Annotated in this window: 12 protein-coding genes; 5 read left to right on the plus strand and 7 right to left on the minus strand. The window is 66.7% G+C overall.

The window, feature by feature from the left end; genetic code table 11:
• A partial coding sequence (locus tag UK23_RS08835) for an NPCBM/NEW2 domain-containing protein (RefSeq protein ID WP_045310919.1) occupies positions 1-1,787 on the plus strand: 1,787 nt, incomplete at its 5' end.
• On the opposite strand, the gene UK23_RS08840 is transcribed toward UK23_RS08835, so the two are convergent.
• A complete protein-coding gene (locus UK23_RS08840; RefSeq protein WP_052684487.1) occupies positions 1,784-2,419 on the minus strand; it encodes a TetR/AcrR family transcriptional regulator C-terminal domain-containing protein in 636 nt (211 codons plus the stop codon). The genes UK23_RS08835 and UK23_RS08840 overlap by 4 nt on opposite strands.
• Before the next feature lie 68 nt (positions 2,420-2,487).
• Here UK23_RS08840 and UK23_RS08845 point away from each other — a divergent pair, with 68 nt between their 5' ends.
• The gene (locus UK23_RS08845; RefSeq protein ID WP_045310920.1) at positions 2,488-2,940 is read left to right on the plus strand and encodes an ester cyclase; all 453 of its coding nucleotides are present in this window, start codon (positions 2,488-2,490) and stop codon (positions 2,938-2,940) included.
• Here the strand turns inward: UK23_RS08845 and UK23_RS08850 are convergent, their stop codons facing one another.
• The 5 genes from UK23_RS08850 to UK23_RS08870 form a co-directional block, all read right to left on the minus strand.
• The gene (locus UK23_RS08850) at positions 2,941-3,852 is read right to left on the minus strand and encodes an asparaginase (protein WP_231114429.1); all 912 of its coding nucleotides are present in this window, start codon (positions 3,850-3,852) and stop codon (positions 2,941-2,943) included.
• Positions 3,833-4,600, minus strand: a complete 768-nt coding sequence (locus UK23_RS08855; RefSeq protein ID WP_045310922.1) for an amino acid ABC transporter permease — start codon at positions 4,598-4,600, stop codon at positions 3,833-3,835. The genes UK23_RS08850 and UK23_RS08855 overlap by 20 nt, the downstream gene beginning before the upstream one ends.
• A complete protein-coding gene (locus UK23_RS08860) occupies positions 4,600-5,214 on the minus strand; it encodes an amino acid ABC transporter permease (RefSeq protein ID WP_045310923.1) in 615 nt (204 codons plus the stop codon). The genes UK23_RS08855 and UK23_RS08860 overlap by 1 nt, the downstream gene beginning before the upstream one ends.
• Complete coding sequence (locus UK23_RS08865; RefSeq protein WP_045310924.1) at positions 5,211-6,092, minus strand: glutamate ABC transporter substrate-binding protein; 882 nt, start codon at positions 6,090-6,092, stop codon at positions 5,211-5,213. The genes UK23_RS08860 and UK23_RS08865 overlap by 4 nt, the downstream gene beginning before the upstream one ends.
• Positions 6,093-6,200: 108 nt before the next feature.
• The gene (locus UK23_RS08870; protein WP_045310925.1) at positions 6,201-6,407 is read right to left on the minus strand and encodes a cold-shock protein; all 207 of its coding nucleotides are present in this window, start codon (positions 6,405-6,407) and stop codon (positions 6,201-6,203) included.
• Between the two features lie 239 nt (positions 6,408-6,646).
• On the opposite strand from UK23_RS08870, the gene UK23_RS08875 reads away from it, so the two are divergent.
• Together UK23_RS08875 and UK23_RS08880 are read left to right on the plus strand one after the other, a co-directional pair.
• Positions 6,647-6,874, plus strand: a complete 228-nt coding sequence (locus tag UK23_RS08875) for a hypothetical protein (protein WP_045310926.1) — start codon at positions 6,647-6,649, stop codon at positions 6,872-6,874.
• Positions 6,875-6,905: 31 nt separating this feature from the next.
• The gene (locus UK23_RS08880; protein ID WP_045310927.1) at positions 6,906-7,652 is read left to right on the plus strand and encodes a hypothetical protein; all 747 of its coding nucleotides are present in this window, start codon (positions 6,906-6,908) and stop codon (positions 7,650-7,652) included.
• A 10-nt stretch (positions 7,653-7,662) separates the two neighbouring features.
• Here the strand turns inward: UK23_RS08880 and UK23_RS08885 are convergent, their stop codons facing one another.
• Positions 7,663-8,781 (minus strand): sugar ABC transporter substrate-binding protein, encoded by a 1,119-nt coding sequence (locus UK23_RS08885; protein WP_045310928.1) that lies wholly within the window; start codon positions 8,779-8,781, stop codon positions 7,663-7,665.
• A gap of 214 nt (positions 8,782-8,995) precedes the next feature.
• On the opposite strand from UK23_RS08885, the gene UK23_RS08890 reads away from it, so the two are divergent.
• On the plus strand, positions 8,996-10,702 hold the full coding sequence (locus UK23_RS08890; protein ID WP_045310929.1) for a S8 family peptidase: 1,707 nt from the start codon (positions 8,996-8,998) through the stop codon (positions 10,700-10,702).
• The last annotated feature ends 411 nt before the right edge of the window (positions 10,703-11,113 follow it).

Consider the following 11,113-nt stretch of genomic DNA (forward strand, 5'->3'; position numbering starts at 1 on the left):
GCTACGAGTACGTCAACATCGACGACTGCTGGGCGCTGCCCGAGCGCAACGCCGAGGGCGATCTCGTCCCGCACCCGACGAGATTCCCCAACGGCATCAAGGCCGTCGCCGACTACGTGCACGGCAAAGGTCTCAAGTTCGGCATCTACACGTCAGCAGGCGTCAAGACCTGCAACAAAGACGGCGGCTTCCCCGGCGGCCTCGGCCACGAGGAGCAGGACGCGAAGCTGTTCGCGAGCTGGGGCGTCGACTACCTCAAGTACGACAACTGCAACAACCAGAACGTCGACGCGAAGCTCCGCTACACCAAGATGCGCGACGCCCTCAACGCCACCGGTCGCAAGATCGTGTTCAGCCTCTGCGAGTGGGGCCAGAACAAGCCGTGGGAGTGGGCGAAGGACGTCGGCCACCTCTGGCGCACGACCGGCGACATCAGCGACAACTGGAACTCCATGGTGTCGATCGCCAAGCGCAACATGGAGCTCGCCGACTACGCGGGCCCCGGCCACTGGAACGACCCGGACATGCTCGAGGTCGGCAACGGCGGCATGACGGACCTGGAGTACCGCAGCCACTTCAGCCTCTGGTCGATCATGGCCGCACCGCTGCTGATCGGCGCGGACCTGCGCAAGGTCACCCCGGAGACGTTCGAGATCCTGGAGAACCGCGAGGTCATCGCCGTCAACCAGGACAAGCTCGGAACACAAGGCAAGGTGATCCGCAACCAGGGCGGCAACTACGTCCTCGTCAAGCCGCTCAGCAACGGCGACAAAGCCGTGCTGCTGTTCAACGAGAACGACAGCGCCGCCAACATGTCCGTCACCGCAACAGAACTCGGCCTCGCCAAAGCCGGCGGCTACAAGGTCCGCGACCTCTGGACCAAGACCACCACCCACTCCGCCAACGAGATCAGCGCGGCACTTCCGCCCCACGGCAGCGCCATGTTCCGCATCAGCGCGGCGAACGACTGGTTCCTCTACCCGCCCGCCATCACCACCGCAGCCGACGGCGCCGTCCTCTACCCCGGCGCGCTCCCGATCGTGCAGCCCGGCAAGTCCGTCACGTACACGACCTCGGTGACCAACACCGGCCGCCTCCCGATCGTCCTCGTCCAGGCCACGCTCAACGTCCCGCAGGGCTGGACCGCGAAGGCCACGACCAGCAGCTTCAAGGCGATCCTGCCCGGCCAGAAGTCCTTCAGGACCACCTGGCAGGTCAACGTCCCGGCGACCGCCCAAGCAGGCCGGTTCCCGATCAACGCGAACTTCACCTTCCACAGCCCGCACGAGAACAACCCGGTGACCAGGCAGTACGCCGCCGAGGCACTGGTACCGGGCGCCGCTCCGAAGGGCGACCTGTACGTCAGCGACCTGAAGTGGCTCCGATCAGCCAACGGCCACGGCCCCGTCGAGATCGACACCACCAACGGCGAGGCCAAGCAGGGTGACGGCGGCCCGATCAAGATCCGCGGCCAGGTCTTCGCCAAGGGCCTCGGCACCCACGCCCCCGCGCACATCGAGTACTACACGGGCGGCAACTGCTCGAAGGTCACCGCGACCATCGGCATCCAGGACAACAAGGTCAACCCGCTGAGCCTCGTGACCTACGAGGTGTGGGCCGACGCCAAGAAGGTGTTCGACAGCGGCCCGGTCACCGGCACGGACCCGGCGAAGTCGTTGGAGGCCAACGTCTCCGGAGCGACCGTAACCCGGCTGATCGTCACCGACGGCGGCAACGGCAAGTCCTACGACCACGCGAACTGGGGTGACCTGAAGATCACCTGCTAGTCCGGTTCCTGGTAGCGCTCCAAGGCCGCGATCATGAGTTCGAGACCGAACTCGAACTCATGATCGTGGTCGTAGGTACCCAGCTCGTCGATCACCTCTGCCGACAGCGGGAACGCCGAGACGTCGACGTCTTCGTAGGGCGACAACGCGATCCCGCCGAGCTCCGGCGACGTCGCGACCTCCCTCATCAGCGTTCCCAGCAAGTACGACACCATCGCCCGCATCATCCCGACGGCGACCTTGCCCCGGAAGCCGGCGCGTTCGATGTTCCGCAGCGCCGCCTCGATGGTCATGAACCCGGCCTGGCTGCTCAGCCGCCGCGTCGCCAGCATCACGAACGCGCGGGGATGCTGCCGCGCCAGTTCCCGCACCGCACGCGCGTGCGCCCGGACGTGATCACGCCAGTCGTCGCTGTCGACGTGGTACGGCCGCGCCTCGGCCATGATCCGCTCGGCCGCGAGATCCACCAGCACGGCCTTGTTCGGCACGTGGTTGTACAACGACATCGTGCCCGCGCCCAGCTCGGCCGCGAGCCGCCTCATCGAGACGGCCTCCACGCCCTCGCGTTCGATCAACCGCACCGCCGCATCCACGATGCGGGCGCGGTTCAGCGGTTCGCGTGAGGAGGACACTGGCGGAGACCATACGACGTGGAGTAGCTTCCCTGCGACGTACGGCGTACGTAGGAGGCTCGGCCGGCATGACCGAATCGAAGGCGCTCAGAGCGCTGCGCGAGGCGATCGTCCTGGAGCACATGGATTGCCAGAACGACTTCGACTTCGACACCTCCCTGAACACGTTTCCGCACCCTCGGTACGAGATCATGGCGTCCGGCCAGGTGCTCGACGGCGTGGACGAGGTTCGGGCGTACTGGCAGCGCACCCGTGCCACGTTCCCGGACCAGCGCAACAAGGTCATCGAGGTCCACCACGCCGATGACGCCGTGGTCGTCGAGTTCGAACTGTCGGGAACGCACCTGGGCAGCCTCCTCGGTGAACAACCGACGAACAAGACCTTCAAGGTGCGGATGGTCGGTTTCTTCATCTTCGAGAAGGACGTCCTGGTCTGCGAGCGCGTCTACGGTGACACCACGACCGTCATGCAGCAGCTCGGCCTGCTCAACGCGCCTGACGAGTACGCGGGGCCGTACTAGTCACACGTCCTTCTGGAACACCACCCGCACTTCACCGACGACCTGACCACCACCGAGCACCGGCACGGACAGGTGTTCCTTGGCCGGCGACACGTCGTAACCCATCGCCGCCAACGCCGTGAGCCCGATCGCCGTGGTAGCGCGCGGGTTTCCGTCGAGAACCTTCACCGCGACCGCGTGCCCGGCGGCCGTCGCCAGCACCAGCACGCCCTCGGCGCCGCCCTTGGCCACCACACCCGGCAGCAGCTGCATCACCACGGTGTTCACGTGGCCGGTCCCGCCGACGTACTCGGGAAACGCCCGCATCGCATCGGCGACCGGCGTGCGCACCAAGCCCTGCATCGCGCGCGCCAAGCCGTGCAACGACAACGCGTACACGGGCGCACCACAGCCGTCGACCGCCGTGTGCGCGACGGACTCGCCGGAAAGTTGCTCCACCGTGCGCAACACCAGTTGCTGCAACGGATGTGTTGGCTCCAGATAGGTCTGGGTGGGCCACCGGGCCGCCACGCACGCCGCGAGCATCGCCGCATGTTTGCCCGAACAGTTCATCCGCACCCGTGACGGTTCCGGCAAACGCTGCCGCGTCTCCTCGTCCTCAGGCCAGGAAGCCGGGCACCGCAACAACCCCACGGGCAGCCCGCCGAGCAGCTGCATCACCAGCTCGGCGTGCCGGTTCTCCCCCGTGTGCGATCCGGCCGCGATCGCCAGCGCGGGCCCCTCGAGCAGCGCACCGGCGGACGAACAGGCCAGCGCCTGGAACGGCTTCATGCACGACCGCGGCAGCACCGGATCCCCCACCGCCCCAACGGACACGCCGGCCTCACCGGACGGCAGCAGGCCGATGACCGAACCGTGGTGCAGGCTCTCCACGAACCCGTTGCGCGTGACCTCAGCGAGCAGTTCGGGCACGACCAGCCTCCAGCCGGTGGGCCAGCCGCGACAGCGCCAGGTTGACCACCAAGTAGATGAACGCCACGACGACGAAGGTCTGGATCAGCAGACCGTTGTAGTTCGCGAGCACCCGCCCGTTGAACAACAACTCCGTGTACGACACGACATATCCCAGCGAGGTGTCCTTCAACAGGCTGACAGCCTGCGTCACGAGCAACGGCGTCATGTGCCGAACGGCCTGTGGCAGCACCACGAACCGCGTCACCGCCCCGTCCGGCATGCCGAGCGACAACCCCGCCTCGCGCTGACCGGGATCGACCGACGAAACGCCCGCCCGGAAGATCACCGCGTAGGAAGCCGCGTGCGACAACGCCAGCGGCACGACGAGCTTCCTGAACAGCGGCAGGTTCACGCCGAACGACGGCAGCACGAACAGCATCACGTACACCAGCAGCAGCACCGGAACCGTGCGCATGACCTCGGCGTAAGCGCGCGTGAACCGGTTGGGCCGCAACGCGAGCAACAACCCACCCGCCATCGCCAGCACCCCCGTCGCGAACGCCGCCACCACCGTCGACCACAGGCCTCCGAGCAGATAACGCCAGACGGGCCAGGTCAGATACGGCCTCCACCGGACCAGGTCCAGCTGCCCGCCCGCCGCGAACTGCCGCAGCCCCAGCGCGAGCAGCCCCAGCAACACCAGCACGGACACCACCGAGACCCAGAACACCCGGCGCCGGAAACGCGGTCCAGGAGCGTCGAACATCAGGCCAGCCGCCGTTCCAGCACCCGCGCGCCGAACCCGATCCCCGCGGCCATCACCAGGTAGCAGAGCCCGACCCCGGTGAACACCAGCAACGGCTGGGCAAGCTCCAGGTTGATCCGTTGCGCCGCACGGGTCATGTCCACCACGCCGACGACACCGGCCAGCGCGGTGGCCATCGTCAACGCGATCGCGATGTTCGCCAACGGCTGCACCACCCGCCGACCAGCCTGAGGCAGGATCACGTGCCACAACGACTGCCGGAACGACAGCCCCAACGCCCGCGCGGCCTCACCCTGGCCGGCTGCCACGGAGTTGACGCCCGACCGCAGCGCTTCCGCCACGAAAGCGGCCTCGTACAGCGCGATCGCCGTGAAAGCCGTCCAGAACAACGGCATCTTCACGCCCACCTCGGGCAGCCCGAACACGAACAGCACCAGCCACGCGAGCAACGGGATGTTCCGCCACACCTCGACGTAGACCGCACCGACGCCACGCAGCAGCGGCACCGGCACGATCCGCAGCACCGCAACGACAAGCCCTACGAGCAACGCCGCGCAGAACGACAGCAGGGTCAGCGCGACCGTGTTCAGAAAGCCTTCGAGGACCAGGCTCATGAGGCGATCGCGGGTGGCGACGGGGCGTCGCCGGTGACCACGGTGCCGATCGTCTGCTTCCAGACGTCCTGCCACAGCCCGGACTTCCCGATCTCGCGCAGCCAGTCGTCGACGAACTTCTGGAACTCCGCGTCACCGTGCTTGATGCCGATGCCGTACGGGTCCTCGGTGAACGGCTCGCCGACCAGCCGCAACTCGCTGTCCTTCGACGCGTCGGCCACGAGAATCGCCTGGTCCTGCACGTAAGCCTCGCCCCGGCCCTGCTTCAACGCGGTCAGGCACTCGGGATCGGAGCCGAACTCGACGATGTTCGCGGTGGGAGCGGCGTCCTTCACCGCCTTCACCCCAGGCGTGTTCGCGCCGACGATCACCGTTTTCCCCGCCAGGTCAGCGGGTTTCGTGATGCCGGACGTGCCCTTGCGCACCGCGATGGACTGGCCGGACTGGTAGTACGGCCCCGCGAACGCGACACGTTCCTTGCGAGCGGGCGTGATGGTGTACGTCTGGATGATCACGTCGACGGTTCCGTTGGCCAGCAACGGTTCCCGCGTCTCCGAAGTGGCGCTCAGCAGCTCGGTCGACGGCTTGCCGACGAGGTAGTGCGCGAGCAGTTTGCCGAGGTAGGCGTCGAACCCGGTGAGCTCGCCGCTGATCGGGTCGAGCTGCGAGAGCAACGGGGCGTCCTGGGAGCCGCCGATGAGCAGCTTGCCGCGCTTCTTGATGCGGTCCACCGCCGAACCAGGCGTGACCTGACCTGTGTAAACGGGCGCCTTGGCGAGCAACGCGTCGATCTTGCCGCCACCGCCGGGAACCGCGTTCTCACCGCCGGAACACGCGGCCACGAAGAGCAACAGCGCTACTGCGAACAGTCTCCCCATACCCCGAAACTACTGATCGCGATCAACCGCACACAAGATGCGAAGAAGCCGCTGTCCAAAAGAGGACAAGCGGCTTCTCACCAGATCAGATGTACTGATCAGTCAGACTCAGACGGCGCGGACGCCCTGGGCCTGCGGGCCCTTCTGGCCCTGACCGATCTCGAACTCGACCCGCTGGTTCTCCTCGAGCGACTTGTAGCCGTTCGCCTGGATCTCCGAGTAGTGGACGAACACGTCGGCGCCACCGTTGTCAGGGGAGATGAAGCCGAAGCCCTTCTCCGCGTTGAACCACTTGACGGTGCCCTGTACTGCCATCTTGCTACTTCTCCTCTAACAGGTGCCGGATCGCGCTCGCGACCACCGGGTCAAGCTGGGGAGCAGCGTTCTCTCCGGAACCTGGAGAAACCACACGCTCACTAACTTCGCTTCCGCGAGCGTGGGACACGAACACGAAAACGTACGACCATAGACAGTCAACCACGACGCCCCGCTCCCAGTCGAGCACTCGATCTCACTGCTATCGTGAGACCCCAAATGAGCACGCGGAGGTACTCGTGCCCGAGCAGCCGTCGATCTCCATCACCGTCTCGATCGCGCCGCACGTCGCCCACGGCCTGCACGCACTCGTCCAGAAGACCTTGCGCGAAGCCACCCCCGCGCCCAGGCCGAAGGACGACCGCGGGAGTGGCAAGAACGTCAACAAGTCCACGGGAACCGTGAACGGCACCCTGTTCCAGATCGGGAACGTCCACGGCGGCATCCACCACCACGGCAACCGGTAACCTGGAGGGTCGTTGACCCAGGGGGCCGTGCTTGACCGGCAGCGAACGACTGCTCTTCTTCTTCGTCGGCTTGGTGACCACATTCGTGTTCATCCGCATCAGCGTGCGGTTGATCAGAGCGAAGGTGCGCTGGTGGCCGCGCAACATCGTGCACGGCGACACGCACGTGCACCACGTCGTGTTCGGCACGGTGCTGCTGCTGTTGTCGAGCGTCACGAACCTGGTGATCCCCGACGACCTGCACGGCGCCCGGCTGGCGGCCGCGGCGGGCCTCGGCGTCGGTGCGGCGCTCGTGCTGGACGAGTTCGCGCTGATCCTGCACCTGCGGGACGTGTACTGGACCAAGGCCGGGCGGCTGTCCGTTGACGCGGTTTTCCTCGCCATCGGCCTGACCGGCACGTTCCTGCTCGGAGCGCGCCCCCTCGGCTACGACGAGGTGCTGCAGCTCAACCCGGAGACGACGCCCACCGAGCCGTTCACGCTGAGGCTGATCGCCATCGGCGTGAACCTGTGCTTCGCGATCGTGGCGCTGCTCAAGGGAAAGATCTGGACGGGGCTGCTCGGCCTGCTGATCCCGGTGGTGCCCGCCGTGGGCGCCGTCCGGCTGGCCCGGCCCGGTTCGCCGTGGGCGCGCCTGCGCTATGCCGAGGGCTCGCGCAAGCTCGCGCGGGCGTACCGCAGGGAGGCGCGGATCCGGCAGCCGATCATCCGCGCGAAGATCGCGGTGCAGGAGTTCATCTCGGGACGTCACGACCTGCCGGATCACGACAGGCCGTGACGGGATCTGGTCACCCTCCGAGAATGTCCTGTTGCGCGCACGCCTGAGCCAGGTCGCCGGCACACAGTTCCTGCGGCTTGACGATGCCTTCCGTCACGAGCGTCCGCACGCTGTCCTTCTTGATCAACGTCGCGCCGAGCAGCACCGACTTGATGTCACGCCGCGCGACCGGGTCGCGCAGGTTGCCGGTGGCGAGGTCGTCCGCACCGTCCAGGTCACCGCGGGCGACCGCGATGGCCAGCCGTGCCGCCGCCTCCGCCTCGTCGCGCACCGGCTTGTAGACGGTGACGCACTGGTCGCCGCGCAGCACGGCCCGCAGACCGTCCACTGTGGCGTCCTGTCCGGTGACGGGGACCTTGCCCGCCAGGTTCTTCTTCTTGAGCACCCCGATGACCGCGCCGGCCAGGCCGTCGTTGGCCGCGACCACGCCGTCGACCTTGCCGTTGTTGTCGTTGAGGATCTGCTCGAAAAGCTGGCCGCCGAGCTCGTTGTTCCAGTCGGCCACGGGCTGCGACTTCACGAGCTTCAGCACGCCGGTGTCGTACTTCGACGAGAGCCGCGACTTCTGCCCCTGCGTGAACAGCGTGGCGTTGTGGTCGGTCGGTGCGCCCTCGATCTCGATGATCTGGGCGCCCGGCTTGTTGCCGAGGCACTCCATCAGGCCGTCGGCCTGGAGCTGGCCGACGTTCACGCTGTCGAAGCCGACGTGGTACTCCGCCTGGCCGCCGAGCGTCACGCGGTCGTAGTCGATGACCGGGATGTTCGCGGCTTTCGCCTTCTTCTGGACCGCGAGGCCGCCCGCCGCCGACAACGGCGTGATCATCAGGACCTTCACCTTGCGTCGGATCATCTCGTCCGCGATCTGGGCGAACTTCGCCTCGTCGCCCTCCGCGTTCTCCATGAACGGTTCGATGTCCGCGTAGTTGAACGCCTGCGTGAGCAGGGGGCGATCTTGTTCTTCCCAGCGCGTGGAAGTCGTTCGGTCGGGAAGGATTACCCCGACGATTGGTTTGGGGCCACGCGCGGGCAGCGTCGGCGAGCCCTGACCTGCGTCACCGCAGGCAGAGACAAGAAAGAGCAGGCACGCCGACGATGCCATTACCCGTCTTCGCATAAACGCGGAGTTCATCGCTTGAATGTTGTTAAGTCAAGATTTCTTCTCATAACATCACGCTCCGCTTCCGGGCGACTACAGTTCGATTCCGTACGAAAGGCGCTGATGCCTGGCGGAATTTCGTGTCAGTGTGTCCAGCTTGGGCGGCAATCGGGGGCCGCACCGTGTTGTTGGATCCAGCCCTGACCGGGTGTGAGGAGACAGCTAGGTGAGAACGCGCAGAACCGTGATGGCGGTGGCGGCAACGGTGTCGCTGATCGCAGCGGGTACTTCGGCGGCGGGGGCCGCGCCGGCCTCGTCCGCGGGCCAGCAGGACACCGAGTACACGGTCCTGATCGAGGACCCGGGCAACCGCGACTTCGCGATCGACGCCGTGCACAAGGCGGGCGGTGAGGTCGTCCGGGACAACAAGGCGATCGGCGTGCTGACCGTCAAGGCGCCCGCGAACGGGTTCGTGGAGCAGGTGTCCGCGTCGAAGGACATCGTCGGTGCCGCTCGGACGAAACCGATCGGTCACGCACCCGTCGCGAAGGCCGAGAAGGTCAAGCGCGACAACGTGGAGAAGGAGAACACCACCACCGAGGCCAAGAAGGCCCCTGCCGAGTCGAAGTCGACCGCCGGCATGGACCCGCTCGACGGCGACCTGTGGGGCCTGAATCTCGTCCGCTCCAACATCGCGCGGGCCAAGCAGGCCGGTGACAAGCGCGTGTACGTCGGCATTCTCGACACGGGTGTGGACGGTTCGCACCCGGACATCGCGCCGAACTTCAACAACGAGCTCTCGCGCAACTTCACCGTCGACATCCCCAACGACTCCGACGGCGGCGAGTTCGACGGCCCCTGCGAGTTCCGCGGCTGCGTCGACCCGGCGAACTGGGACGACGGCGGCCACGGCACGCACGTCGCCGGCACCATCGGCGCCGCTGCCAACGGCTTCGGCATCTCCGGTGTCGCGCCGAACGTCTCGCTGGTGAACATCCGCGGCGGCCAGGACGCGGGCTCGTTCTTCCTGCAGCCCGTGGTCGACGCGCTCACCTACGGCGCCGACATCGGCCTGGACGTCATCAACATGTCGTTCTACGTCGACCCGTGGTACATGAACTGCATCAACGACTCCACGGCCTCGGCCGAGGAGCAGCTGGAGCAGCGCACGATCATCGCGTCCGTGCAGCGCGCCCTGAACTACGCGCACCGCAAGGGCGTCACGCTGATCGGCGCCGCGGGCAACAACCACGAGGACCTGGGCAAGCCGCGCCAGGACATCGTGAGCCCGAACTACCCTCCGAACCACAACCGCCCGCGCCCGGTCGACAACGCCACCTGCCTCAACCTGCCGACCGAGGGCAACCACGTCATCTCCGTCTCGGCCCTGGGTCCGTCGACCGCCAAGGCCGACTACTCGAACTACGGCCTGGAGCAGACCGCCATCTCCGCACCGGGCGGCTACTTCCGCGACGGCCTCGGCACGCCGTGGTACCGCACCAACGAGAACATGATCCTCTCGACGTACCCGAAGAACGTCGCGCTCGCCGAGGGCAACATCGACGCGGCCGGCAACATCACGCCCGCAGGTCTCGCGGCAGGCGTGAAGAAGGAAGTCCAGGGCGACAAGGTCGGCTACTACCAGTTCCTGCAGGGCACCTCGATGGCCGCCCCGCACGCCACCGGTGTCGCCGCGCTGATCGTCAGCCAGTACGGCAAGAAGGACAAGGGTCGCCCAGGTCTGACCATGGACCCGGACAAGGTCGAGAAGGTCCTGTACAAGACCGCGATCCAGCGCGCCTGCCCGAACCCGCGCACCGTCTCGTACGTGAACGTGGGTCGCACGCCGGAGTTCGACGCCACCTGCGAGGGTGACTCGAAGTTCAACGGCTTCTACGGTCACGGCATCGTGGACGCCTACGGCGCTGTCACTCGTGGCGGCCAGTTCCTGTAAGTCCTCTCAGGACACCAAAAGGCTCCCGGCCATCTCGGCCGGGAGCCTTCTGCCTGGAACGAAAGTGGTTCGGGGCGAACACCTTCACCCGGAATCTTCCACTTCGGTTTGACCGTGCCGTGACGACGCGGTTTCGCCTGGGTTCCGACACTCCGGACACGACCGCCCCCTTGTCGTGCAACCGCTCCCACGCTACGGTCCTTCCTGCGTCGCCGCCGATCCCTGTATCGGTTGGAGCGATATGAAGACGTTTACACGGGCAGCCGCAACACTTCTCTGCGCGGCAGCACTGATCACCCCTGCCACCGCGCAGGCCGCGGACCTGAACGACCCGCGGCTCAAGGACATCGCCATGCAGCTGGTGTCCAGTGCGGAGAACTCCTCATTGGACTGGCGCGCCCAGTTCGGCTA

It is taken from the genome of Lentzea aerocolonigenes (assembly GCF_000955955.1).
GTDB classification, from domain to species: domain Bacteria; phylum Actinomycetota; class Actinomycetes; order Mycobacteriales; family Pseudonocardiaceae; genus Lentzea; species Lentzea aerocolonigenes_A.

What these genes read in the sequence shown, in the direction of transcription:
- UK23_RS08845 (WP_045310920.1), top strand. Translation starts at nt 2,488, where the DNA reads ATGACCGAATCGAAGGCGCTCAGAGCGCTGCGCGAGGCGATCGTCCTG.
- UK23_RS08870 (WP_045310925.1), bottom strand. Translation starts at nt 6,407, where the DNA reads ATGGCAGTACAGGGCACCGTCAAGTGGTTCAACGCGGAGAAGGGCTTC.
- UK23_RS08865 (WP_045310924.1), bottom strand. Translation starts at nt 6,092, where the DNA reads ATGGGGAGACTGTTCGCAGTAGCGCTGTTGCTCTTCGTGGCCGCGTGT.
- UK23_RS08860 (WP_045310923.1), bottom strand. Translation starts at nt 5,214, where the DNA reads ATGAGCCTGGTCCTCGAAGGCTTTCTGAACACGGTCGCGCTGACCCTG.
- UK23_RS08855 (WP_045310922.1), bottom strand. Translation starts at nt 4,600, where the DNA reads ATGTTCGACGCTCCTGGACCGCGTTTCCGGCGCCGGGTGTTCTGGGTC.
- UK23_RS08890 (WP_045310929.1), top strand. Translation starts at nt 8,996, where the DNA reads ATGGCGGTGGCGGCAACGGTGTCGCTGATCGCAGCGGGTACTTCGGCG.
- UK23_RS08885 (WP_045310928.1), bottom strand. Translation starts at nt 8,781, where the DNA reads ATGAACTCCGCGTTTATGCGAAGACGGGTAATGGCATCGTCGGCGTGC.